Raw genomic sequence first — 24,336 nt, 5'->3', positions numbered from 1 at the left:
ATATTAATTACTATATATCGTCCTATTTCCTTACCTGTTGAGTCTCCTGCATTTTTTAGGTTAGGTGTTGAATGGCAATGCTGTACTCGGCAGCAAATAAAAAGATAAGACCAGAGCTACTGGGCTTTATATTTGTCAGTAACATTCATTTTTAGGACAATGACTATCCTCAAAATGAGGTTTAGAACACTCAATGTTTCTTCTTTGAAGACGCCCTAATCTACTCGAAGCTTGATTCCATATACCGCCGGTTGTATCAATGATAATTTTAAAACCACTTTGTAAAAGTGCCGCTGAGTCTATTTTGTAACCATTCTTATACAACTGAACCGCCAATGTATCAGCCCTGAAATTAAAATCAGAAATATAAAAGCTTTCAAAAAATTTAGTTTCGGTATCTGATTTAGATATCTGAATGTAACTTCTGGAAAAATTAGAAACCAAACTGTAAAAGTACCAATCAACTCTTACTGAGGTATTCAGCTGCATTGACTTGATAAATAGCTTTTTATCAGCAGATCCGCAAGACAAAAAAAATACAACTAATAAACTGTAAAATATCATCTTTTTCATTAACTCCTTAGTATGAAGAATTTCTATTTCCTAAATATATCACTTCCTGAAAATGGATGGTAACCATAATAAGTATTGTCTTTCCGCCTTACCTTATCGGTTCGTATCTCCACCAACCGATAAGAAAATCTACACAAAAAAAAAGCCCATCATTTCTGATAGGCCTTTTGGTATTTTTGAAAGTAAGACTTACAAATACTTACCGATCTCTTCAATCAACTCCCCTTTGGTGATGGGTACACCTTTGATCTTATTGTAACCTTTCGCATCTACAAAATATTCATCACGCAGAATACGAATGAGCTGGCCGTTGTTGATCTCAGGCACCAATACCGTATCATAACTCTTCAGCATTTCGCCGAGGTTTTTAGGAAAAGGACGGATATAACGCAGATGTGCATGTGCTACCTGTTTACCCTGCGCCTGTAATTCGCTGCAGGCACTTTTAATTGCACCATAGGTGCTACCCCAGCCCACAACCAATACTTTACCGGTTGCAGCACCGCTGTCTAATTTTTGTAAAGGAATATAATCAGCGATCTTATCAACCTTTGCCTGTCTTGTTTTCACCATGTGCTGGTGGTTATCGGCATCGTAACTGATGTTACCCGTACCATCTTGTTTTTCCAAACCTCCAATTCGGTGTTCCAAACCGGCTGTTCCGGGTATAGCCCATGGACGAACCAGTTTTTCATCACGCTTATACGGTTGTAATTTTTCTTCGCCTTCGTCGAGTCCTTTTTTGAAGTTTACATTGATCGCAGGTAAATCAGCTTCTTTCGGAAAACGCCAGGGCTCTGCGCCATTGGCGATATAACCATCGCTGAGGAACATTACCGGAGTCATGTGTTGTACTGCAATACGCACAGCTTCATACACTGCATCGAAACAATCGGCAGGTGTTGATGCAGAAACAATTGGCATTGGGCATTCGCCGTTACGGCCATAATAAGCCTGCATCAGATCACTCTGCTCAGTTTTGGTTGGCAAACCTGTAGAAGGGCCACCACGCTGAATATTGATGACCAATAAAGGAATTTCCAACATCACCGCCAAACCCATTGCTTCGCCTTTCAATGCAATACCCGGACCACTGCTGGTTGTTACACCCAACGCTCCACCATAAGCAGCACCAATGGCTGAAGTAATTGCAGCAATTTCGTCTTCGGCCTGGAAGGTTTTAATGCCAAAAGCTTTGTGGCGTGAAAGTTCGTGCAGGATATCGCTCGCAGGAGTAATAGGATAAGAACCGAGGAACATTTGCAAACCACTTTTCTGTGCAGCTGCAATTAAACCATAACTCACCGCCTGGTTACCCATAATAGAACGGTACACACCGCTTTCCATTTTGGCTCTCTCTACTTTGTAAGTAGTAGTGAATGTTTCGGTAGTATCGCCATAGTTATAACCGGCACGGAGTACACGGATATTACTTTCTAAAATATCGGGTTTCTTACCAAACTTTTCTTTCAGGAAGTTGATGGTATTCTCCATGTCACGGTTGTACATAAAGTAAAGGAACCCGAGTACAAACATGTTCTTTGCACGGTCCTTTTCTTTCATACCCATTGTAATATCGCTCAATGCTTCACGGGTCATTTTGGTAACATCCATCTTAATAACCGTGTAGTTGGTAAGACTATCATCTTCCAACGGATTTACACCATCGGCATAATTGGCAAGGCGAAGATTTTTTGCATCAAAACCATCGGTATTCACAATGATTGTTCCGCTCTTCTTGATAGCCTTGAGGTTTGCTTTCAGTGCAGCAGCATTCATGGCTACCAACACATCGCACTCATCACCGGGGGTAAACACACTGTCGCTGCTAAAGCGCAACTGGTAACCACTTACACCGGCAAGGGTTCCTTGCGGAGCACGGATTTCGGCAGGGAAATCGGGGAAGGTTGCCAGGTCAATACCCATTAAAGCAGTATTGTTGGTAAACTGGCTACCGGTCAATTGCATACCATCGCCGCTATCGCCGGCGAACTTGATTACTACGTCTTGTAAAACTTCCTGGGTTCTAGTCATAACGGGGCAAAGTTAGGCCGCTTCAAGCTATGAAAAAATTGATATTAATCATTTTTAAGCCACATTTTTTTCAGGCAAACGGGCATTTGTTTATGTACAGGCAATCTTTTCGGGCAATTCCGGCACTGCCTGCTTTTAATCTATAAGTAAATCGGGCTCTTTTAGTAGAGCTGTATGGAAAAGTGTTGCAACCATGGCTAAACATAAACTCATCGCAACTCGTTTGCAAATTGCAGTAACGCACTCAACATGTATTAAATGCAAAATCGCAATTCAAAAACTAAACCCACCAATTGGTGGGTTTAGTTTTTATTGTTTAATGAACTGATGAACTTTTTGTTCTCTGCCATTTGTTATTTTTAAAACATACGATCCTCTTGCCAGCGATTGAATTGGTAACGACCGCTCATTAAAACCGGCTGTAGCTTTGGTTGATGAACGATAAACTGTTCTTCCCGAAAGATCTGTAATAGAAAGAATAATCACTTCCGTTTTCTTTGCTGTCCAAGCTACCTGTAAACTGGCAGCAGACGACTGAAACACTTTTGAAACATTCAGGAATTCTTCTTCACGAACAGCAGTTACACCATCGGATACTGATGGTGCAAAAGCAAGCCCTTTAAAAGTTGTATTTGCTGAAGCGGTTGCAAGTGTTGTAAGCGAAGCACTGATATTGGAATTGTAGCCCGATGCATCAACCAGTGAATACAGTTTGGTACTGCTTGTTGCATACAATGTAACAGTAGAGCCACTTACAGTAGCAGTTAATCCCAACGGATTAGTTACCGCAACAGAATTGTTTTTTACCCAACTCCCTGCAACAAGCGAATATTTTGTAATTGTGTTTCCGGTAGCACCGCCAAATGCATTTCTATCGCACATGTACAGCACATCAACGCCTGTAATTGTGTTATCAAGATCGGCAAAAAAATAACCTACAGGAGTAGCACCTGTAGTAGGTAATCCCGGCAGATTGGTAATAGAGGGTGTTACTGTTACCGGAAAGGTTCCGGAAAAAACGCCAATTGAAACATTGTTGAATTCGGAAGAAAGATAAAGCTGATTATTAAAGACATTCAGTTGATAGTTGGATAAGCTGGCAAGGTTTACAGTAAGTGAAGATGTACCACCTGCTACAACATAGCGTACACCACCCGTTCCTGTAACAACCGGATTGCCCGACGATCCTGCCACGGCAATATCTGTACCGTTAGGGCTGTAAGCACTTTCAACAGCTTCCCCATCATAAGCCCCGGTAACTGTTGTTGTGTTTATGACTGCGTTTTTATTTATCCTTGCCACAATTCTCGGAGCAACAGCAGCGGTAAGCGATGTGAGGGGTTGAGAAGATTCAGCCACATCGTATCCCGGCAATAATAAATAGCGGTTATCAAGCGACAACGTGATGAGCCCACCGGTAAATCCGTTGTTCAGCATAAACCGTCTGTTTGCACCCGAAGTGGTAACAGGCATTGGCACTGATTGTACAAATGTGCCTGCTGTAGTATATTCATCAAGGAAACAACGGGCTGCGGCGCCTCCATTGTAAACAGTAACACCGTCCCCGAGTCGTACAACCACTAAATTCCCTGTTGTAAATTGGGCGTGCGAGAAAAAAACAAAAAGTAAAAACAGTACAGAAAGATAGCTTTTTTTCATGCGCTGGTTTTTGGTATCTACAAATATAAGTTCTGGCGTAAGAAATAGAATTGCTTTCTTTTAGCATCTGTGACTAGCTGGCAGCCGCATTAACTGGACTGATAATTGATTGATCATAATAAAACTCACAACTATGGTTAACCCCAAACACATCGCAACATTTTTGTTGGGCGCAGCTGCCGGTTATGCTTTGTTCAAATACAACAGCCTCTCCGATGAAGAAAAGGAAAAGCTTTACGCCGACCTGAAAGCAAAAGCCAACAACCTGAAAGACGAAGCTGAAAAAGCTGCAGGTAAAGCAGGTGATTATTTTGAAGAATTAAAAACCAAAGGCGCCGACAGTATGAAAGATTATATGGGCGAAGCGGAAACTTTTTTTAATGATCTGTTTAAGAAAAAAGAAACTGGTGGTACGAACAACGGCACCGTTTAATTCAGCTAAGTAATTTGAATGATTGACCGGATGTATCTTAAATTGTTAGGCGTTTTCATTGCACATGAAAACGCTTTTTTGTTTTACACAATCTTTAACGATGTTACAGTTGCAAGTGATGTTGCTGCAGAATAATTTCATGTCCGAATTAAACAATCAATTAAATTTTTATGAACCAAAATGTATCATCGTCTGCCGACGATGAAGGTGAGCCTGTAAACCTCACCCGCTATCTTCCCCATTTTTTTCTTCTCCTTTTTTTCAGTAGCTGCAGTTATAGTAAAGTCAACAACGAACTGGTAAGTATTGTACTGCCGGTTACAGAAAGTAAACTTCCTGCAGCCAAACCAGCACCCCCGCCCAAAAAGAAAAAGAAACTCTACATTACGTTTGATGACGGACCTAACAAAGGCACTCGCAATGTATTGCAGGTGCTGAATGAAGAGCAGGTTCCGGTTAGCTTTTTTGTTGTGGGCGAACATGTATATGGCAGCAGAGAACAACAAGTTACATGGGACAGTTTGCAACACAATGCCTGGGTTGAGATCTGCAACCATAGTTACACACATGCGCACAACAAGTTTTCAAAATTTTACAGTAACGACACAGCTGTTGTTGCCGATTTTGAACGCACACAGGATTCGCTGCAACTCAACAACCGCATTGTACGAACACCCGGCCGTAACATGTGGCGTACCACTACGATTAATGCAAGTGATATTGCTAAAAGCAAAGCTGCTGCCGACTCGTTATACAGCAACGGTTTTGTTGTAATGGGTTGGGACCTTGAATGGCATTACAACGATTCGATGAAATTGAAGCAAAGCAGCGCTGAATTAATACAGCAGGTTGACAGTATGCTTGTATACAACAAAACAAAAACACCCGATCATATTGTGCTGCTTACACACGACCAGACGTTTGTTGATTCAATCAGCACTGCATCACTCAGAAATTTTATTAAGCAGATGAAAACGAAACAGGAATATGAAATCGAATTCATCAGTCGTTATCCGGGATTGAAGTAACCAATATTGTTGATTTAAAATAATATTTAATTTGCAGTAGGTATACAGATAAACGCTGTTACTAAAAATAAAACACCTGACTGTATGAAGAAGCTTATTCTATTTCTGTTTGCATTAATTCTCCTTATAACTGCATTCCCCCAGCAATGGCAAATTAAAAATTACAGTGCCGGGTATAGAGTATTTGAATATGGTTCAAAAGGAAATAATCCGCTGACCATTAGTAATTTTTTAAAAGACCCAGATAGTTACAATAATTTTTTGAACAATTTTCCTTACAACGAGCTTACAGGAAATCCGTCCACTACAAACCTTCATTCGTTTTACCTGAACGCAGAGATTGGTAAGCAAAAAGGACGAACAAACTTTTGGAAAAAACACAACATACAATTTGGCTTGTTTCTTACAGAATACGACGGCCGGCGAACAGGAACGATTAGTAACGTTACTTATCAATTGAACAGCGATACATCAAGAATCGCCTATCAATACTCCATAACCCATCGGCATCAATTTCTTGGCATTAATATAGGTTTCAACAGAAGATTTACACTTGCTAAAAATTTTCAATTGCTTTTAGGACTGCATTTACAAACAGGCTACACAATAAGAAATCGATACAAACAACAAATTGATACATTGATTTACGGTACACAAATAGGTTGGCTGCAAACCACTACAAAAATGCCTGATCTAAAAGGCCGAAAACACTTCCAAACACAGGCAATGATTCCAATAGGTTTTGAATATGCTTTTACAAAAAAGAAAAACTACGCAGTTCGGCTTGAATTTGATTTTGGCATTGTAGATAATCGTTACCGCATGAAAAAATTTTACGATCGTGAAGCACACGGCGCCGGCATCTGGTTTATTTACAAAACCAATCAATAAACAAAACATGGCTTAAAAATGTGTGTAGCGTAAAAAACAATTTTTACCTTCACCCAATAAATTATTTGATTTATGTCTTTATTTAAATCGGGCAACCCTACCCTCAGCGAAAAACAATTTCAGCAAACAACAACGGGCTATAACAGCTACGAAACAATGACAGTAAGGGGAACGATGAACAAATTCGCATTCCTGATGCTGATGGTAATGGCGGGTGCTGCATTCAGCTGGCAAGCTTTTAACGAGGGAAAAAATATTCTGCCTTATTTGTTGATCGGAGCATTGGGCGGTTTGGTTGTTGCATTGGTAATTACGTTTAAAAAAGAATGGAGTGGTTATTTAGCTCCTGCTTACGGCATATTGGAAGGCTTGTTTGTAGGTGCAATTTCAGCTTACTTCAACTTTGCTTTCCAGGAAAAGTATCCTGATATTATTATGCACGCAGTATTGCTCACCTTTGCAGTAGCTGCAAGTATGTACCTGTTGTATTCGTTCCGCATTATTAAAGTAACCGAACGTTTTCGCTCCATCCTGTTTGTAGCAACCGCAAGTATTGCTGTTTTCTATCTTCTTACATGGATACTCGGTTTCTTCGGCATTCACTTCGCATTTCTTACAACAGGCTCAACATTCGGTATTGTCTTTTCGCTTGCAGTAATTGGCATTGCAGCATTAAACCTGTTGTTGGATTTTGATATGATTGAACGTGGCAGCGAAATGGGTGCGCCAAAATTTATGGAATGGTATGGTGCATTTGGTTTGCTGGTAACATTGGTATGGCTCTACCTTGAGATACTCCGTTTACTTTCAAAACTGAACGACAGAAAATAAAATCGCCTTTGCAAAGAATTACAGCGCCGCTTCTTTAGCGGCGTTTTTTATTGCTGCTCAGCATCAGTAATAACAGTTGATCGTTTTTCCCTATCTTCCTTTTTCTAAATCAACTTACAACATGTCCGAGCAAAAGTTTCAACCCTTTGTTCCCGACGACAGTAAGATGCCTGAGTTCACTATTAAAAGTGTACTCGTTGGTGCTGCGTTCGGAATCATCTTTGGTGCATCCACCGTTTACCTTGCATTAAAAGCCGGTTTAACCGTGAGTGCATCTATTCCCATTGCTGTTATTGCCATTACATTAGGAAGGTGGGCACTCAAAACAACTATTCTCGAAAACAATATCATTCAAACAACAGGCAGTGCCGGCGAAAGTATTGCTGCAGGTGTAGTGTTTACATTACCGGGCTTTTTGTTTTTAAGTGAGAAAGACAGCTCGCAATTTTTCAACTACTTTACCATTCTTACGCTTGCCATTTTTGGTGGTATTCTTGGTACGTTAATGATGATCCCCTTGCGGCGATCATTGATTGTAAAAGAACATGGCACACTTCCCTACCCCGAAGGAACGGCTTGCGCCAGTGTGTTAAAAGCCGGTGAACGTGGAGGATCATTTGCCAAAACTGCTTTTATGGGGTTGGGCTTTGCATTTGTGTATGCCATTCTGCAAAAGATCTTTCATGTAATTGCAGAAACTCCTTTCTGGATGACGAAGCAGGCAAACAAATTTTTTCCTTCTGCAAAAGTGAGTGGTGAAATTACACCGGAGTATTTAGGTGTTGGTTACATCATTGGCCCAAAGATCAGTGGTGTACTTGTGGCCGGTGGTGTTATTGCATGGTTTGCATTTACACCATTACTGGCATCGCTTGTACCACCCGATACTATTGCAGCACAATTAGCAAAACTTGGTTACTTAGCAGATGTTACAAAAGCAGGTGGCCCCGGTGGGTGGGATCCTGTTACACATAGCTTCGGCGATTATTCAACAGCCATCTATCGTGCATACATTCGCCAGATTGGTGCAGGTGCTGTAGCAGCAGGAGGTTTTATCACGTTGATCAAAACCATTCCAACAATTATTTCATCGTTCAAAAGCAGTCTTGGTTCAATTAAAAAACAAGACGGCGAAGCTGTTGAAGTAAGAAGAACAGAGCGTGACCTCAACATTAAGATCGTTGGCATCGGCAGTTTGGTATTGATTGCGTTAATGGCAGTTTTACCACAAGTGCCCGGCGACAGTATCGGCAGCAAATTATTACTCGGCTTACTCGTAGTTGTGTTCGGTGCATTCTTTGTTACTGTATCATCACGCATTGTTGGTTTGATTGGCTCGAGCAACAATCCCATCAGCGGTATGACCATTGCTACACTCATGGGTACTTGTCTCATCTTTATTGCAGTTGGCTGGACGGGTAAAGTATTTGAACCAATGGCACTTGTTGTTGGTGGTATGATCTGTATTGCAGCAGCGAATGCAGGTGCAACATCGCAGGATCTCAAGACAGGGTACATTGTTGGTGCCACACCAAAAAACCAACAGTTGGCTTTATTCATTGGTGCTATCGTTTCATCAATTGCTATTGGCGCAACCATTAAAGTATTGGATACCCCAACAGCAGAAATGGCTGCACAAGGTATTACACATGCCATTGGTACCGATGAATATCCTGCACCACAAGGAACATTAATGGCAACATTGATAAAAGGAATTCTTTCATTTAATCTTGACTGGCAGTTTGTGTTGGTGGGTGTTGCAATTGCTATTACCATGGAGCTCTGCGGCATTAAATCGCTCAGCTTTGCGGTAGGTTTATATCTTCCTTTATCAACTACATTACCCATTTTTATCGGTGGTGCTATCCGTGGTATTGTTGACATGAAGAAAAAGAAATCAGGAGAAGTATTAAGTGCAGAAGAAGAAGATTTAGGCAAAGGCAATTTATTTGCTACCGGTCTTGTTGCCGGAGGTGCATTAACAGGAGTTATTGTTGCTTTCATTTCTGCCCCTGACGTTACACGTAACTTTTTGAAAGCAGTTAATCTTGAGCATTTGTTGGTTGATGGGCTTTCTGAAAATGGCTATTATTTGCTCGGTGCATTGTTCTTTGTGTTGATGGGCTTTGTGCTATACCGCATCGGCATACAAAAAACAGAAAAGATACAGGAGTCGTAAACACAATGACTTTGTTGTAAAATATGAGAGCCTCCGAATGGAGGCTCTTTTTCTAAAACTACAACTATGCGAATGGGTCAGAAAGTACGATTACATTAAACCTAAAAAAGAAGCTGCTGCTTTTGCAGGACCAAGAATAGAAAACGCCTGCTCTTTACGGTTTGCAATTTCTTCGTACAGCGCTGTATACTTACCGGTAACATTGGCTATGCTGTATTGGTAACGCATTTTCCAGCCATTGTTAATTAAACGGTCACGGTATTCTTCGTTTTCAATAACATTTAAAATACCACGACGTATATCGAGTACATTGTAAGGATTTACTTTACATGCTGCATCATCTGCAATTTCATCCATTGGCGAAATGCGGCTGGTTACCAACGGACGACCAACAGAACATGCTTCAAGAATGGGTAAGCCAAATCCTTCGTAAGTAGATGCAAACACTACCATATCACTTTGAATGTATTGTTGCTTCAATTCATCAAACGAAAGATTGGTATGTGTTTTAAAATCAATTTTATTTTCCTGGAGTACAAGCTGTGTCTGCACATCAATGCTTCCAACAATATGCAATTCGCAACTAATGCCTTTTAATGCTTTCGCCAGGTTGTGAATATTCTTATTTTCTTTTGTACCGATCTGTAAGATGCGTGGCTTTTGCGTATTGAATTCTTTAGGCGTAAACTCAAAGCGTGGATCTACAAAGTTGGGAACCACTTTTACTTTATCTGCACGCACACCGGTAAGTGCAATCAGTTCACGTTTTGTTTTTTCGCTGATAACCGTAATGGTGTTTGCACGCCACATGGGTAACTGGTACCAGAAAAACTTAAACATCCAATACTTCAGATTTGTTTTGCTGTACTTGGTTAAGAACACACAATCATGAATAGTAAGAATGGTATTGCTCTTTTTTAAGCCAAGCGATACATAGTGGATATCACCGGTAATGTGGTTGATCTCCGCCTGCTTTTTGTTTGAATTAAAAATGTTGAGAAATACATTTCTGATGGAAGGCACTTCAATCTTAGATGCTTTGAAGTGTGTGGTTTCTGCAACCTGCGCCTGCACATTATTGAACAAGGATTCAATACTGAATGCATGCAATCTTTTTTTGCGAAAGAAGTATGCTACTTCCATGGACATTGGACGATGTTTGGTTTCTCGAATAATTGGACAATACAAATATAGAATCACCAGCCCCTTTAAACAATAGGAGTTACCACCTAATCTTACTACAGTAATTTTACGGCAGGCTTAATGTTTGCACTACAAACCAAGAAGTTATAACGAAAGCGGCCATCCGGAGATGGCCTGCTTTAAAGAAATAAAAAGGAAATAATTGATGGGCTATATAAAATCCAATGGTTGATAAGCTTGTTTTAAAATACTCCCTGCATCCGCACCCAACCATTTATTAAGCACAGTTGTATAAACCTGTTTAAAGTCTAACTGAAACTTCACATCACCATCGTCAAGATTAGTTAGATCGGGCAATGGGTTGTAGATACCTTGCTTTTTTAATCCGCCACCAATAAAGAACATATTGTTTGCTTTACCATGGTCGGTTCCGTTGCTGGCGTTTTGTGCAACTCTTCTTCCAAATTCGGAGAAGGTAAACAACAACACATCATCAAACCGGTTATTTGCTTTCAGATCTTTTACAAAAGCTTTTACAGCATCATTCAATTCTGTAAACAACCTTTTCTGTTGTCCTTCCTGGTTAATATGTGTATCAAAGCTTCCAAGCGATATGTAATACACTTTTGTATTGATTTCGCTGAAAATAAGTGATGCGATTGTTTTTAATCCTTTACCCAGATCGGTTGCCGGGTAAGATTCGGATGATGGGTGTTGTTTGCTTTGTTTAAAAATATAATCGGCACTTGAAATTGTTTCGGCCATTGTTTTATACAAATAATCAACCGGTTGTTCATGTGCATCGTGTTGATGCTGTGCCATCATCTCTTTGAAATAACGTTCCTGGCTTGTAGTATACAAACGTCTCGGATCTTCCAGTGCAAGTCCTTTTATGTTTTCACCTTTCAATGCAAGACTTAATACATCATCAATTTCCAGTGCCTGTGTTGGTTTATCGCAACCTTTACATTGTGCATCGAGGTAACGACCAACCCAACCTGTGTTCCAGTAATCTTTACTGTCGCTTGCGGTATGCCATATATCCATACTGCGGAAATGACTTTTATCGGGATTGGGATAACCTACACTGTTAAAGATGCCCATGCTTCCCTCATCGTATAAATCTTTAAACGCAGTAAGCGAAGGGTGCAATCCTGCTTCATCGGTTAACGACAAAGCAGCATTACGTTGAATACCCAGCTTTGGACGATTGCTGTAATACAAATCGTTGCGGTAAGGGATTACAGTATTCAAGCCATCGTTACCACCACTTAGCTGAATAATAACCGTAACCTTATTGCCCGGAGGCACAAGCTTACCCGATTCAAAAGCTTTTAAAAACTGCGGCATCATTAACGATGCTGTTGCCAGTGAACCGATCTGTAAAAATTCTTTACGCTGTATTAACATGAGGTCGATTTTAGATTTTAGAATGGCGATTGCAGATTTAAAATCGAACATCTGCAATCTGAAATCAGAAATTGTGTCAGCTCATTTGATATTCCGGTGTACACATTAACTGAATGATTGCTGTTTGAATGTAACGTTCACGAGAACCTGCATCAACAAACTTTTCAACCATTGCCTTATTAAACTTATCCGAATTTGTTTGCCACATAATGGATGTAATTTGCTGCAGCAACTCTTCACGCTTTACTTTTTCCAATTGCTTTGTTGCAGGCTCCCAATTAATGGTTGTTTCAACAACCCGGCCGGGTAATTTATTTCCCCTGCCCATATCCTGGTCATCGTCTGTTTTTGCTTTGATGTTGAATGCTTCTTTTGTTGCTACAAGTTGTGGTATCCGCATACGAAACATGAGCGATGAACTATCGATCCAGTTTAAACCACCGGGCCAACCGGCTACATTGGGCGGATAGAATAAAACCTGTCCTAATATTTTTTGCAAATACAGTTGTGCATCTTCATTAGCTATCTGCATAGGCATTGCACGACGAATACCCACCAGCAATTCAACAGGCGATTTTACATGTGAGCCAATATTCTTTTCATCGTAAAACCAGTCGCTGGTAAAAACATCTTTGAGCAGCGATTTAATTTCATAACCGGATTTATAAAACCTGTCTGCGAGCCATTGTACATGTTGTTCATCAACCTGCTCGTTTACAAAAAAGCGATAGATCTTTTTTGTAAGATAGACAGCTGTTTGCTTTTGTTCTAACAGAATATCCAATATATCATCTCCATCAAAATTGCCTGTTTTACCAAGCACTGTTTTTTGTCCATCGTCGTGTATAGCAGGGCGAAAAACAAATTCGCCGTTTAATTTAAACTGCCAACCGGTAAATGCTCGTGCAGCTTCTTTAATATCTTTTTCGGTATAGTTACCACGCCCCATGGTAAACAACTCCATTACTTCACGGGCAAAATTTTCATTGGGCTTTTGTTTTCTGTTCTGTTGATTGTTCAGAAATGCAAGCATGGCTGCGCTTCTGCTTACTTCTTTCAGCAAGTTTCCGAAACTGCCCAATGCATTTGCACGGATAACCTGTAACAGATCCTGTTGATACAATGCGTTGAGATTACGACATGCAAAATGTCCGTGCCAAAACAATGCAACTTTTTCACGCAACTGCTGCTCGCTGTTTACCATTTCATCTAACCACTCTAAGTTGAGATTGCGTATTTCTTCTCTCGACTTTTTTTGCATGGCCTGCATTTCTTCTTTACTCATCTCCGTACGGCGCACGCCATCTACCCCATTCATTAATCCGTCTACAAAATTCTTTGCAACCTTTAACGGCATGGGTTCCTTTCCGGAAGCTTTCACTAAAGCTTCGTAAAATTTAGAAGGAGATGTTTTTGCAAGATCGCCCCATTGCTCAACTGCCGGACCAAAGCCTGCACGCCACAATAAATGCTGATTTTTTAACTGAACAGATACTGCCATGAGAAATATTATTTGCTATTGACGTTTTCGTTCTTTAAAGGTTTAACTATGAACGTTTAAAAACAAAAAAACTTATTGCAAATAAAAAAGAGACACCTGCGTGTCCCTTCTGCTATAGGTGTTCTTATAATAAGTTGATAATTATTTAATGATCCAGCGTGCACCGATACCGATATTGCTGAGATAACCAAGGCCAAGACTTGTGCCAAGATTGAAATTGCGATTGATATTTTTATTACCTAAACCCGTTTCATATTCCAGTTGCGAATAAGTTACATTAGCCAGATCGGCAAAACTTAACTCTACTAAAAACCGCTCATTAATTTTATATGCCAAGCCAGGCTTTAATGAAACAGATGCACCGAATTCCTGCTGATAGGCATCTTCCAAACGTGCACGATAGTTAGCAGAATAAAAGCCGCCTGCTCTTACTTCACCAAAAACAAAAAAGCGATTTGCCAATGGCATATACTTTCTTGCAAAATAGCCAGCTCCTAAATGAAGCGCTTGGTTTGTATTGTAAACGGATGAAGAAGAAGCGGCAAACGATTTTGTTTTACCATAACCAGAGCTCAAATAAAAACCGTTGAGTTGGCTTGCTGATTTTGCAAAGCCTAATTCCGCATTTAGATTAAGCGTATTTGTTTTGATTAGTCGTGTGCCCGGGTCGTAGGTAATTTCACGTGAGGAGCTGTTTACATTCAATCCAAATCCCAATACTTTATTTCCTTTTTGAAACTGAGCTGAAGCATTGAACGCAAGCAATACAATAATTGAAAGTGTAATAATTTTTTTCATAGCATTTAGTTGTTAAACACAATGTTAGATACCTGTAATCATAAAAAATCTTAAAGAAATGTTTCTTATAAAAACATTAAGAAAATATCTCACTTGTATAATTCCAATAAAAAAGCAGCTTATCCACAGTAGTTCTACTATAAGCGAATAAAACGCAGCCTTGTTTCAAAAAAAATATTTCCGTAACTAACAATTGGGAGCAAAAAATCTATAACTTCCGATGTCTTTTTTTTACACTTAAACCAAACTTTAAAAAAGCATGAAGAAGTTATCTGTGTTAGCAGCGGGTTCATTGCTGCTGTTATTTGGATGTAGCAAATCCGTATCGGACAAACAAACCAAGCAAGAAGATGCTGTGGTTGAAACAAACAATACTACGTTGCGTAGTTGCTTCAGTTATGAAGTGTTGGAGGAAAACATTAAGGCAGACCCAACAATTAAAAAAAGAATGGATGAAATTGAAAAGTTCACCCAAAAAGTATTAGAAAACCCATCTGCATACAAACTTGTAAATGGGGTAATGGAAGTGCCTGTGCAAGTAAATGTGCTTTGGAGAACATCAGCAGAAAATATTTCCGATGCACAAATTCAATCGCAAATTGATGTATTGAACGAAGATTTTGGTGCAACAAACAGTGATTATTCATTAACGCCTGCTTTATTTCAGGGTGCCCGTTCAGGTGATACTAAGATTCGCTTTATCTGGACATCAGCTAATACAACCAGAAAACAAACATCTAAAAACTCTTGGGGTACCAGAGATGCAATGAAAAAATCTAAACAAGGCGGTATCGATCCTACAAGTCCTGCTACAACACTTAATATGTGGGTTTGTACAATTGGAGGTGGTATACTTGGTTACGCACAGTTTCCTGGTGGAAGTCTTGCAACAGATGGTGTAGTTATTGATTCAAAATACTTTGGCCGGGTTGGTACTGCAACTGCCCCTTATGGCTTAGGCAGAACAGCCACACATGAAATTGGTCACTACTTTAATTTACGTCACATCTGGGGCGATGCCACTTGCGGTAATGACGGTGTGAGTGATACGCCTACACACAACACATCGAATGGCGGATGCCCAACATACCCTCATTACAGCACTTGCGCAGGCAATCCAGTTGAAATGACAATGAACTACATGGATTATACCTATGATGCATGTATGTATATGTTTACTGCCGGACAGGCTTCACGCATGCAGGCAACATATGCAATAGGTGGACCAAGAGCCAGTTTAATTCCCTAAGGTTTTATATAATCAACATGAGAAAACAAGTCCCGCCAAATGGCGGGACTATTTTTTTATGAAAAACATGCGTAGTATGCTTTTAATAGTGCCGTAAATATTGTAGCTTATAGGTGGTTTTTATTCATTATTCTAAACTACATGTATGAGAACAAAATATTCTTTCATCATTCTGTTATTGATTGTGATCGGTTGTGAAAAAACGGATCGACAGGTAAGCGCACCGAAAGCTGAAGAATTGTTCATCGCAGCAGCTCCGGGAAAAGCCTGCCGTACCTATGAAGTTTTCCTGGAACAATTAAAAGCAGACCCAACTTTAAAAGACCGCATGAGCGAAATTGAAGCATTTACAAACCGGTTTATGCAAAACCCTGCTGCCTATCGCAAAGTAGTAAACGGCGTTCTTGAATTACCTGTTGTTGTAAACGTATTGTACAATACTCCTGAACAAAATATTTCTGACAGACAGATTCAATCGCAGTTAGATGTTTTGAATGAAGACTTTGCTGCAACGAACAGAGATCTGTTTACAACCAATACTTATAACGATGTAAAATCGGGTGATATCAAAATACGTTTTGTATTAACGCAGGTCATCCGCAAACACACAACAATAACAGCATTTTCTACCAACAACGCAATGAAGTATGCGAAACGTGGTGGTATTGATGCAACCAGCCCCGAAACATCACTAAACATGTGGGTATGTAATTTAGGTGGCGGCATTCTTGGCTATGCACAATTCCCCGGTGGTAATAAAGCAACCGATGGTGTGGTGATCAATACACTTGCATTTGGCCGTGGTGGTGGCTTTGGTCTTTATACCGATTATGATCTTGGCCGCACTGCCACGCATGAAGTAGGTCATTATTTTAATCTTCGGCATATCTGGGGCGATCGCCAGTGTGGTAATGATTATGTTGATGATACGCCGCTCCATTATACCTACAACTTTGGTTGCCCGCCGGCAAATAAAATAAGCACTTGCGATGGTGGCATTGAAATGACCATGAATTATATGGATTATACCGATGATGCCTGCATGTATATGTTTACAAAAGGCCAGGCATTGCGTGTGCAGGCAACTTATGCTATTGGTGGGCCTCGTGAATCGCTTGCCCGATAGGATTCTTTAAAATAAAAAATGCCCTGCTGTTAGCAGGGCATTTTTTATTGATAGCACTTTTCTTAGTTGATCATATCCGAACCAAAGTAAGTACGCAATACTTCAGGTATTACAATACCACTTTCGGTTTGATTGTTTTCCAGCAACGCCGCCATAATTCGTGGCAACGCCAATGAACTTCCGTTTAATGAATGAGCCAATTGTGTTTTACCTTTTTCATCTTTGAAACGGATCTTCATACGATTGGTCTGGAAGCTTTCGAAATTGCTTACGCTGCTGCATTCCAGCCATTTCTTTTGCGCTGCACTCCACACTTCAAAATCGTAAGTAAGAGCAGAAGTGAAACTCATATCGCCACCGCATAAACGCAGAATACGATACTTCAAACCGAGGTTCTGCAACAGCTTTTCTACATGCGCCACCATTTCATCCAATGTTGCATAGCTTTTATCAGGATGCGTAAGCTGAATGATCTCAACTTTATCGAACTGGTGTACACGATTCAACCCACGCACATCGGCACCAAAGCTTCCTGCTTCTCTGCGGAAACAAGGTGTGTAGGCTGTCATCTTTATCGGCAGTTCATTTTCTTTTACAATCTCATCACGATACACATTGGTAACAGGTACTTCTGCAGTGGGGATCATGTAAAAGTTATCGGCCTGCATGTAATACATCTGTCCTTCTTTATCGGGTAGCTGACCGGTACCGTAAGCAGATGCTTCATTTACCATAAACGGCGGAAGGTATTCGATATAACCTGCAGCTGTATTGTAATCTAAAAAATACTGGATCAATGCACGTTGCAGCTTCGCTCCTTTTCCTTTGTACACAGGAAAACCTCTGCCCGTGATCTTTACACCCAATTCAAAATTTACAATATCGTATTGTTCAATCAGATCCCAATGCGGTTTTGCTTTGGCATGTAACACCGGTTCATCGCCGCTTTCTTTCACATTCACATTATCTTCTGCTGTTTTTCCAACAGGCACTAATGTTGAGGGAAGATTGGGTAAACGCACCAACAAATCATTTACCTGCTGCTCCAATGCACTTAATTGATCAGCGATGTTTTTCGACGATTCTTTATACTGTGCCACCTCTGCTTTTTTCGCTTCGGCTTCTTCCTTCTGTCCTTTACTCATCAGCATCCCTATTTCTTTCGATGCTGCATTTACTTTCGCTGCCAGCTCATCATTCTCTAACTGTGTTTTCCTGCGTTGTTCATCCAGATCAATGATCTGATCAACAAGGCTTACATCAGCAAAATGTTTTACGGCCAGCCTTTCTTTCACCAAATCCCTGTTCTGGCGAATAAATGCCAATTGTAACATAACTCAAAAATTTGCGGCAAAGATAAGCGGAAGTACGAAGTTAGAAGTACGAGCTACGAAACCATTAAGTCCTGAGCGAACCCGATAGCAATCGGGTCGAAGGACGGTTAAACCCATCAAGCGGAGTCGAGATGGGCGTTGTTTAAAACAGAAAGCATTTACTCTTACTTACTCTGCCTTCTTATAAATATCCGGTTTGTGAATCTGCATCCAGCGGTCAACAAATGTTATTGGTCCAAAACCAAATTGTGTATATAAGCCATGTGCATCTCTTGTAGCAAGCATAAAGCGACGAATGCCCTGTACGTCAGGATGCGCCATGATCTCTTCCATCAGCCATTTGCTTAACCCTTGTCCACGATAAGCTTCATCAATAAACACATCGGCGAGATAAGCAAAGGTGGCTTTATCAGTGATCACTCTTGCAAAACCGATTTGCCGCCCCAAATGAAACACACCAAAGCACAATGAATGATCGATCGACTTCTGTACTGTTTCAATGGGAATGTTTTCTGCCCAATACGATGCAGAGAGAAATGCATGAATGTATTCTACATTAAAAAAATCAGTTTCAGTAGTAATAGCAAAACCTTCTTTTGGCATGATGATAATATTTTTGTTTGTGGTGCATTTGTTACATCCTTCAGACGAGGCGTCAGACGTGACGACCTAATTACAGTCAACTTAAATACTTCGCCACAATCGGCAATCTTCTTCCCACTCCAAACGCTTTGGGGCTTACACGAATGATGGGACAAAACTGGTTACGCTTGTATTCATTTACGTTTACCATTTTCAATACACGATCAACCAATGCAGCATCGTAACCCAGTGCTTTAATTTCTTTGGGTCCTTGACGGCGTTCGATGTATTGATACAACACTTTATCAAGTATGGAGTAATCGGGTAATGAATCGGAGTCTTTTTGTCCCGGTCTTAATTCTGCACTTGGCGGTTTGGTGATGATGTTATCCGGAATAATTTCTTCGTTGCGGTTAATGTATTTCGCCAGTTCGTATACCTGCAGTTTGTAACAATCACCCAGCACACCAAGTCCACCAGCCATATCACCATACAACGTACCGTAGCCCGTTGCCAGTTCACTTTTGTTGGATGTATTGAGTAAGATGTACCCAAACTTATTGGCAATAGCCATCAACAAGTTTCCCCTGCTGCGGCTTTGAATATTTTCTTCGGCCAACGAAAAAGGCAGATCGTTGAAGATCGGTTTCAGTTCGGTTAAGAAACTATCGTAAATATTTTTGATGGGTACAATATCATAGGGATTGCCAAGCTTCTTACTCAACTGTTCAGCATCGCTCACACTATGTTCGGTTGAATAATGTGAAGGCATTAAAATAGCACGCACATTTTCTTTACCCAATGCTGTACAGGCCAATGCCAATGTTACTGCACTGTCGATACCGCCACTGCTGCCGAGTATTGCTTTGCTGAAACCCATCTTTTTAAAATAATCACGAATACCCAGAATAATGGCATCATGAATTTCTTTTACGCTGAGTGTTTCATCTAAATGCAAGGGATTTAATTCTTCGTTGGGTACAGCTTCGGCTTTTGTTTGTATGGGCTGTACAAATGTTCCGTCATCATTCAACTCCACACTTACCAATGCTTCTTCAAACAATGGCAAATGTTCAATCATGTTTGCATGTTTATCAAACACCAGCGAACCGCCATCAAAAACAATTTCTGTTTGACTGCCCACACTGTTGCAATACAGCATCGGCAGTTTGTATTTCTGTACATTCAGTTTAACAATTGCCTTGCGGTCTTCCACATGCGTATAATCAAATGGCGATGCAGAAAGATTCAACATCAGATCAGGAGAAAACTTCATCAGTTCATCCATCGGGCAAATGCGATAGAGTGGATTATCGCCGAGGTTCCAGATATCTTCACAAATGGTGATGGCTAATTTCTTTCCTTTAAACTCAACAATGTTCCAATCGTAAGCCGGTTCAAAATAGCGGTACTCATCAAACACATCGTAGTTGGGCAAACAGGTTTTGTGCACCACTGCTTTTATTTGCTGCTCGTGTAAAAAGAAAGCAGCATTATGCAGATCCTTTCCTTCACGCTGCTTGTTACGATCTGGAGCGCCAACAAGCACAGCAATACCATCGGCATGTTGTTTTATTTCATCAATGGCTTTGTACGATTTCTCAATAAAATCATTGAACTCCAGAAAATCACGGGGCGCATAGCCGCAAACACTCAGTTCGCTGAAGAGGATGAGATCTCCGCCCTGTCGTTTGGCTTCTTCAATAGCGGTAATTATTTTTTGTGTATTACTTTCGAAATTGCCGATATGATAATTTTGTTGCGCTAAGAAAATCTTCATTCCACAAATTTCAGGAATTTGCGTTTCTTTTAAGCTGCTTCTTTTAACAGGGCGGCTTACAACAAACCCAACAATATGCCGTTAGTGAACAACATGAAATAACCATAAAAATCAGCAAGCTAATTTTACCAACAGCGATGCTGGTTTTTATGGTTCTACTATGTGGCAAAAAGAACAGTAAAAATGAACACATGAAAAAATTAATACCCATCCTACTGCTTATCAGCATTGCTGCCTGCAACAGCGGCAACAATGCACCCGATGTTTCGCATATCAAGCTCAGCTTAAAAACAGAACGCTTTGAGCAGGATTTCTTTGCCATTGACAGCAACAATGCCAAAACCGGAGTATTTAAACTGGAAGAAAAGTATCCTGTTTTTCTTCCCCTGTTTGTGAATCATGTACTGGGGCTTGGACCGGTGAATGATACCAACGAGCTGGCGTTTGAAGGAAGCAAACGTTTTCTCAATCTCAACCAGGTGGTGTATAAGGAATCGCAGAAATTGTATAAAGATTTCAGCAGCACAACCAAAGAACTGGAGAATGGTTTCCGTTATGTAAAATATTATTTCCCCGATTATAAAGTACCAACGATCATTACCACTGTTGGCCCAATGGATGCACTGGCCCCAATGAGTAACAACGAACCAAGTCCCAATTATATGGGCGAAGATTTTCTCGCCATTGGCTTACAGTTTTACCTCGGAAAAGATTTCAGCATTTATAATGATCCGGGTTATATCAGCAGTGTAGCACCGCAATACAGAAGCGCCCGTTTCAGCAAAGAATATATTGCAGGCGATGTATTTAAACTGGTGATCGACGATTTGTATCCCGACAGCAGCAGCCGCTATCCATTAATTGAACGTTTTATTGAAAAGGGAAAGCGTTTGTATTTGTTGCAACAGTTTTTACCAACCACTAACGATACTTTACTTATAGGTTATACAGGCAAACAACTCGAATGGTGTAAAGAAAATGAACGCAGCATGTACAACTTCTTTATTCAACAAAACCTGTTGTTTGAAATTGACCCTGCATTAACGCAAAACTTTACCACCGATGGGCCAACCACGCAGGGTATGCCCGAACAAAGCCCCGGTAACATCGGTGCTTATCTTGGCTGGGAAATTGTAAAAGCATATATGGAGAAAAAGCCTTCTGTTACAGTAGCTCAACTGATGCGTACCCCCAACAAAACAATCTTTAATGAATCGGGGTATAAACCCCATTAAGCAGTTTGTGGATTACGCCCCATCTGTTTCATCATTCGGAAATGTGAAGCAATAGCACCTCGCATGGTTCTGATAGAATTATACTGCAGTTGATATTCTTTGCATTTCTGCCGAATAATTTTGCTGATAGCCGGATAATGAATATGGCTGATGCGTGGAAACAAATGATGCTCCACCTGGTAATTTAAACCGCCTGCAAACCAGGAAAGAATTTTATTGCGTGCGGCAAAGTTTGATGTGGTTTTAATTTGATGCACAGCCCATTCGTTTTCGATGAGAACCTGCTCATTAACGCCGGCATATTTAAATTCAGTGTCTTCCACTACATGTGCCAGCTGAAATACAATTGCCAGAACAAAACCAAGTACCAACTGCATTACGAAAAAGCCCACCAACCATTTAGCAAATCCAAGAACCATAATGGGAAGAACCGCATAGAAAAAAACATAGAGTACTTTACTCGCCCAGAAAATAACATGATCAGAAATTTTCATTTTCTGCATCATCGTATTGTTCACCTTCTGTTTAAAGTATTTATCAAAATCAAGATAGGCTACCCATGCCAACGATGAAATAGCGTACAGGAATACCACATAAACATGCTGATACTTATGTGCAGGTTTCCATAACTGCGTACTGCATTGACGAAGCAAAGGGCTTCGTGCAATATCATCATCTACCCCGTCTACATTGGTATACGTATGATGTATGATGTTATGTTTAAACTTCCAGATAAATGCATTGCCACCCAATGCATTGAGTGAATAGCCTAAAAGTGTGTTTACCCATTTTTTACGGCTGTAACTTCCATGACATGCATCGTGCATAACATTAAAACCAATACTTGCAGATACAAAACCAAACATTGCACATAATACAATTGCTACCCATGCCGGCATTGAAACAGATAACAGTAGAATGTAAATGGCAATCGCTGTTGGTATGAGTACAATTGTCTTCAGATACAATTTAAAATTGCCTGTTTTCCTGATGCATTCATTCGTAAAATATTGTTCTACCGATTGCTTCAGATCTGTAAAGAAAACTGCATTGGAATTATTGAAAGAAACTCTTGCCACTTGTTAAATTACTGCCTTTTTATATCGAAACGACAATGACAGTGCGTGAAGATAACCTTAATTACCCAGCTATCTCCTTTTTAAGGGCTATCGTAACAAAGCTTTACAGAAGTTTAATTGACTTTAAATGGTGCAATCATTTCAAACATCGGAATCCGTACATCAAATTCCTTTTTTGTGTGTATATTTTCCATGGTATAGCTGCCCTGCATTTTTCCCATTTCGGTTTTAAGGTTACAGCCGCTTACATATTGGTACTGATCGCCCGGAAGAATAACGGGTTGTACACCCACTACCCCATCACCATCAATTTCTTTATACGATCCATTGCTGTCGAAAATATTCCAGTGCCGTTGTAAAAGTTTAACCGCAAATGTGTTGTTGTTTTCGATGGTAATACGGTAGGCAAACATAAATTCAGAAGCAACCGGGTTACTGTAATCCGGCTGGTAGTAGGTTTCTACACTTACCTTTACTCCTTCTGAAATTTGAAATACCACTTTATTTATTTGATATAAAAATAATCGAATTTTATAAAATACGTTCACTTGGTTGAAGAACGGTTAAAACTCACTGCTTATGTCACAAAAAATACATCATTATTCAAACGGCGAAGTAACCATAGTATGGCAACCTGAACTTTGTAAACATTCCAAACTTTGCTGGAAAGGTTTGAACACTGTGTTTAACCCCGGCAAACGGCCCTGGATCAACGCAAATGCCGCAGCAACCAATGCTATTATTGAACAGGTAAAAAAATGCCCGAGTGGTGCGCTCAGCTATTTTATGAATGAAGAAGGTGCTTCACACAACTCTATTTCCTGAACCAGTATTCTCCAATATTGGTTTTACTCAGGAACCATATAACCGACATTCCTGCAACAATTACTGAAGAAAGAACCATTAAGATGACTGCTCTTTTTTTCTTCTTTTTGCGACTGTTCGAACCCGAACTTTCGTAAAACAAATAGCAACTCCAGATTAGCATACCAAAGGAGAAAAAGAAAAAGAATTTAAACAGTTCAAGTCTTGCAGTATATGCTCCAAGAAGAATAATAGACATCACGGGTCAGTTGGTTTTTATAGCTTTGAATGATTGTAAAGGTAATTAAAACAAAAAAAGACTTACCCTGCTTTTTTCGTTTTACTGTAACCGTTCTTCAAAAGAAACTGCAGCACTTTTTCCCTATGATCGCCCTGCACAATTATTTCGCCGTCTTTTACCGAACCTCCTGTGCCACACAAATTCTTTAGCTGTTTGCCCAGCTTCTCTGCATCTTCATCTGTACCTGCAAAACCATCTACCAATGTAACCGTTTTACCAGCACGATGTTTGGTTTCCAGTTTCACCCGTAAATTTTGCTGTGCCGGCGGTAAGGTTTCCTGTTCTTCACGCTCTTCTTCAAAACGAAAGTTCGGATCGGTGCTAAACACAAAGCCCCTGTTATCCGGTTTATTTTTCTTACTCATC

Annotated in this window: 23 protein-coding genes; 9 read left to right on the top strand and 14 right to left on the bottom strand. The window is 40.2% G+C overall.

Going from position 1 to position 24,336, the window contains the following annotated elements:
- Positions 1-135 precede the first annotated feature (135 nt).
- The 3 genes from ESA94_RS12005 to ESA94_RS11995 form a co-directional block, all read right to left on the bottom strand.
- The gene (locus ESA94_RS12005) at positions 136-573 is read right to left on the bottom strand and encodes a hypothetical protein (RefSeq protein ID WP_129131151.1); all 438 of its coding nucleotides are present in this window, start codon (positions 571-573) and stop codon (positions 136-138) included.
- A 189-nt stretch (positions 574-762) separates the two neighbouring features.
- Positions 763-2,607 carry a 2-oxoacid:acceptor oxidoreductase subunit alpha gene (locus ESA94_RS12000; RefSeq protein ID WP_129131150.1) on the bottom strand — a complete coding sequence of 615 codons (1,845 nt, stop codon included), beginning with the start codon at positions 2,605-2,607 and terminating at the stop codon, positions 763-765.
- 309 nt (positions 2,608-2,916) lie between these two features.
- Entirely contained in the window at positions 2,917-4,266 is a 1,350-nt protein-coding gene (locus ESA94_RS11995; protein WP_129131149.1) for a T9SS type A sorting domain-containing protein, read from the bottom strand.
- A 133-nt stretch (positions 4,267-4,399) separates the two neighbouring features.
- Here ESA94_RS11995 and ESA94_RS11990 point away from each other — a divergent pair, with 133 nt between their 5' ends.
- The 5 genes from ESA94_RS11990 (at position 4,400) to ESA94_RS11970 (ending at position 9,628) form a co-directional block, all read left to right on the top strand.
- The gene (locus ESA94_RS11990) at positions 4,400-4,699 is read left to right on the top strand and encodes a hypothetical protein (RefSeq protein WP_129131148.1); all 300 of its coding nucleotides are present in this window, start codon (positions 4,400-4,402) and stop codon (positions 4,697-4,699) included.
- 170 nt (positions 4,700-4,869) lie between these two features.
- Complete coding sequence (locus ESA94_RS11985) at positions 4,870-5,727, top strand: polysaccharide deacetylase family protein (protein WP_129131147.1); 858 nt, start codon at positions 4,870-4,872, stop codon at positions 5,725-5,727.
- Between the two features lie 84 nt (positions 5,728-5,811).
- Positions 5,812-6,618 carry a hypothetical protein gene (locus ESA94_RS11980; protein ID WP_129131146.1) on the top strand — a complete coding sequence of 269 codons (807 nt, stop codon included), beginning with the start codon at positions 5,812-5,814 and terminating at the stop codon, positions 6,616-6,618.
- Positions 6,619-6,690: 72 nt separating this feature from the next.
- Complete coding sequence (locus ESA94_RS11975) at positions 6,691-7,449, top strand: Bax inhibitor-1/YccA family protein (RefSeq protein WP_129131145.1); 759 nt, start codon at positions 6,691-6,693, stop codon at positions 7,447-7,449.
- A gap of 121 nt (positions 7,450-7,570) precedes the next feature.
- A complete protein-coding gene (locus tag ESA94_RS11970) occupies positions 7,571-9,628 on the top strand; it encodes an OPT family oligopeptide transporter (RefSeq protein ID WP_129131144.1) in 2,058 nt (685 codons plus the stop codon).
- A 90-nt stretch (positions 9,629-9,718) separates the two neighbouring features.
- On the opposite strand, the gene ESA94_RS11965 is transcribed toward ESA94_RS11970, so the two are convergent.
- The 4 genes from ESA94_RS11965 to ESA94_RS11950 form a co-directional block, all read right to left on the bottom strand.
- The gene (locus ESA94_RS11965) at positions 9,719-10,777 is read right to left on the bottom strand and encodes a glycosyltransferase family 4 protein (RefSeq protein ID WP_129131143.1); all 1,059 of its coding nucleotides are present in this window, start codon (positions 10,775-10,777) and stop codon (positions 9,719-9,721) included.
- A gap of 204 nt (positions 10,778-10,981) precedes the next feature.
- Positions 10,982-12,181 carry a DUF1501 domain-containing protein gene (locus ESA94_RS11960; RefSeq protein ID WP_129131142.1) on the bottom strand — a complete coding sequence of 400 codons (1,200 nt, stop codon included), beginning with the start codon at positions 12,179-12,181 and terminating at the stop codon, positions 10,982-10,984.
- Positions 12,182-12,257: 76 nt separating this feature from the next.
- Positions 12,258-13,682 carry a DUF1800 domain-containing protein gene (locus tag ESA94_RS11955; protein WP_129131141.1) on the bottom strand — a complete coding sequence of 475 codons (1,425 nt, stop codon included), beginning with the start codon at positions 13,680-13,682 and terminating at the stop codon, positions 12,258-12,260.
- Positions 13,683-13,823: 141 nt separating this feature from the next.
- Entirely contained in the window at positions 13,824-14,480 is a 657-nt protein-coding gene (locus tag ESA94_RS11950) for a hypothetical protein (RefSeq protein WP_129131140.1), read from the bottom strand.
- A 259-nt stretch (positions 14,481-14,739) separates the two neighbouring features.
- On the opposite strand from ESA94_RS11950, the gene ESA94_RS11945 reads away from it, so the two are divergent.
- Positions 14,740-15,729: a zinc metalloprotease gene (locus tag ESA94_RS11945; RefSeq protein WP_129131139.1), complete on the top strand. Its 990-nt coding sequence runs from the start codon at positions 14,740-14,742 to the stop codon at positions 15,727-15,729.
- 145 nt (positions 15,730-15,874) lie between these two features.
- Complete coding sequence (locus ESA94_RS11940) at positions 15,875-16,855, top strand: zinc metalloprotease (RefSeq protein WP_129131138.1); 981 nt, start codon at positions 15,875-15,877, stop codon at positions 16,853-16,855.
- 62 nt (positions 16,856-16,917) lie between these two features.
- On the opposite strand, the gene serS is transcribed toward ESA94_RS11940, so the two are convergent.
- The 3 genes from serS to ESA94_RS11925 form a co-directional block, all read right to left on the bottom strand.
- Positions 16,918-18,189 carry a serine--tRNA ligase gene (gene serS, locus ESA94_RS11935; RefSeq protein WP_129131137.1) on the bottom strand — a complete coding sequence of 424 codons (1,272 nt, stop codon included), beginning with the start codon at positions 18,187-18,189 and terminating at the stop codon, positions 16,918-16,920.
- Positions 18,190-18,357: 168 nt separating this feature from the next.
- A complete protein-coding gene (locus ESA94_RS11930; RefSeq protein ID WP_129131136.1) occupies positions 18,358-18,792 on the bottom strand; it encodes a GNAT family N-acetyltransferase in 435 nt (144 codons plus the stop codon).
- A gap of 76 nt (positions 18,793-18,868) precedes the next feature.
- Positions 18,869-20,551 (bottom strand): NAD+ synthase, encoded by a 1,683-nt coding sequence (locus tag ESA94_RS11925; RefSeq protein ID WP_129131135.1) that lies wholly within the window; start codon positions 20,549-20,551, stop codon positions 18,869-18,871.
- A 191-nt stretch (positions 20,552-20,742) separates the two neighbouring features.
- Between ESA94_RS11925 and gldB the strand changes: the two genes are divergently transcribed.
- On the top strand, positions 20,743-21,786 hold the full coding sequence (gldB, locus tag ESA94_RS11920) for a gliding motility lipoprotein GldB (RefSeq protein WP_129131134.1): 1,044 nt from the start codon (positions 20,743-20,745) through the stop codon (positions 21,784-21,786).
- Here gldB and ESA94_RS11915 read toward each other — a convergent pair.
- The gene (locus ESA94_RS11915) at positions 21,783-22,865 is read right to left on the bottom strand and encodes a fatty acid desaturase family protein (RefSeq protein WP_129131133.1); all 1,083 of its coding nucleotides are present in this window, start codon (positions 22,863-22,865) and stop codon (positions 21,783-21,785) included. The two genes, gldB and ESA94_RS11915, sit on opposite strands and share 4 nt — an antisense overlap.
- 113 nt (positions 22,866-22,978) lie before the next feature.
- Entirely contained in the window at positions 22,979-23,365 is a 387-nt protein-coding gene (gene apaG, locus ESA94_RS11910) for a Co2+/Mg2+ efflux protein ApaG (protein ID WP_129131132.1), read from the bottom strand.
- A gap of 79 nt (positions 23,366-23,444) precedes the next feature.
- Here apaG and ESA94_RS11905 point away from each other — a divergent pair, with 79 nt between their 5' ends.
- Positions 23,445-23,690 carry a (4Fe-4S)-binding protein gene (locus tag ESA94_RS11905; RefSeq protein ID WP_129131131.1) on the top strand — a complete coding sequence of 82 codons (246 nt, stop codon included), beginning with the start codon at positions 23,445-23,447 and terminating at the stop codon, positions 23,688-23,690.
- On the opposite strand, the gene ESA94_RS11900 is transcribed toward ESA94_RS11905, so the two are convergent.
- Together ESA94_RS11900 and ESA94_RS11895 are read right to left on the bottom strand one after the other, a co-directional pair.
- Complete coding sequence (locus ESA94_RS11900) at positions 23,680-23,928, bottom strand: hypothetical protein (protein WP_129131130.1); 249 nt, start codon at positions 23,926-23,928, stop codon at positions 23,680-23,682. The two genes, ESA94_RS11905 and ESA94_RS11900, sit on opposite strands and share 11 nt — an antisense overlap.
- A 62-nt stretch (positions 23,929-23,990) precedes the next feature.
- Positions 23,991-24,335, bottom strand: a complete 345-nt coding sequence (locus ESA94_RS11895) for a translation initiation factor (RefSeq protein ID WP_129131129.1) — start codon at positions 24,333-24,335, stop codon at positions 23,991-23,993.
- Position 24,336: the final 1 nt, after the last annotated feature.

Origin of the sequence: Lacibacter luteus, from assembly GCF_004118265.1 — a bacterium.
In the GTDB taxonomy this organism is placed as follows: domain Bacteria; phylum Bacteroidota; class Bacteroidia; order Chitinophagales; family Chitinophagaceae; genus Lacibacter; species Lacibacter luteus.
Note: the sequence above shows the minus strand (reverse complement) of the source record. Positions and strands in the feature narration are given on the sequence as shown.

Bases quoted from the DNA above. Each gene is read 5' to 3' on its own strand.
- ESA94_RS11970 (WP_129131144.1), top strand. From the start codon at position 7,571: ATGTCCGAGCAAAAGTTTCAACCCTTTGTTCCCGACGACAGTAAGATG.
- ESA94_RS11930 (WP_129131136.1), bottom strand. From the start codon at position 18,792: ATGCCAAAAGAAGGTTTTGCTATTACTACTGAAACTGATTTTTTTAAT.
- ESA94_RS11945 (WP_129131139.1), top strand. From the start codon at position 14,740: ATGAAGAAGTTATCTGTGTTAGCAGCGGGTTCATTGCTGCTGTTATTT.
- ESA94_RS11965 (WP_129131143.1), bottom strand. From the start codon at position 10,777: ATGTCCATGGAAGTAGCATACTTCTTTCGCAAAAAAAGATTGCATGCA.
- ESA94_RS11955 (WP_129131141.1), bottom strand. From the start codon at position 13,682: ATGGCAGTATCTGTTCAGTTAAAAAATCAGCATTTATTGTGGCGTGCA.
- ESA94_RS11940 (WP_129131138.1), top strand. From the start codon at position 15,875: ATGAGAACAAAATATTCTTTCATCATTCTGTTATTGATTGTGATCGGT.
- ESA94_RS11975 (WP_129131145.1), top strand. From the start codon at position 6,691: ATGTCTTTATTTAAATCGGGCAACCCTACCCTCAGCGAAAAACAATTT.
- ESA94_RS11995 (WP_129131149.1), bottom strand. From the start codon at position 4,266: ATGAAAAAAAGCTATCTTTCTGTACTGTTTTTACTTTTTGTTTTTTTC.
- ESA94_RS11980 (WP_129131146.1), top strand. From the start codon at position 5,812: ATGAAGAAGCTTATTCTATTTCTGTTTGCATTAATTCTCCTTATAACT.
- ESA94_RS11925 (WP_129131135.1), bottom strand. From the start codon at position 20,551: ATGAAGATTTTCTTAGCGCAACAAAATTATCATATCGGCAATTTCGAA.
- serS (WP_129131137.1), bottom strand. From the start codon at position 18,189: ATGTTACAATTGGCATTTATTCGCCAGAACAGGGATTTGGTGAAAGAA.
- ESA94_RS11950 (WP_129131140.1), bottom strand. From the start codon at position 14,480: ATGAAAAAAATTATTACACTTTCAATTATTGTATTGCTTGCGTTCAAT.
- ESA94_RS11900 (WP_129131130.1), bottom strand. From the start codon at position 23,928: ATGTCTATTATTCTTCTTGGAGCATATACTGCAAGACTTGAACTGTTT.
- ESA94_RS12000 (WP_129131150.1), bottom strand. From the start codon at position 2,607: ATGACTAGAACCCAGGAAGTTTTACAAGACGTAGTAATCAAGTTCGCC.
- ESA94_RS11895 (WP_129131129.1), bottom strand. From the start codon at position 24,335: ATGAGTAAGAAAAATAAACCGGATAACAGGGGCTTTGTGTTTAGCACC.
- gldB (WP_129131134.1), top strand. From the start codon at position 20,743: ATGAAAAAATTAATACCCATCCTACTGCTTATCAGCATTGCTGCCTGC.
- ESA94_RS11990 (WP_129131148.1), top strand. From the start codon at position 4,400: ATGGTTAACCCCAAACACATCGCAACATTTTTGTTGGGCGCAGCTGCC.
- ESA94_RS11985 (WP_129131147.1), top strand. From the start codon at position 4,870: ATGAACCAAAATGTATCATCGTCTGCCGACGATGAAGGTGAGCCTGTA.
- ESA94_RS11960 (WP_129131142.1), bottom strand. From the start codon at position 12,181: ATGTTAATACAGCGTAAAGAATTTTTACAGATCGGTTCACTGGCAACA.
- ESA94_RS11905 (WP_129131131.1), top strand. From the start codon at position 23,445: ATGTCACAAAAAATACATCATTATTCAAACGGCGAAGTAACCATAGTA.
- ESA94_RS12005 (WP_129131151.1), bottom strand. From the start codon at position 573: ATGAAAAAGATGATATTTTACAGTTTATTAGTTGTATTTTTTTTGTCT.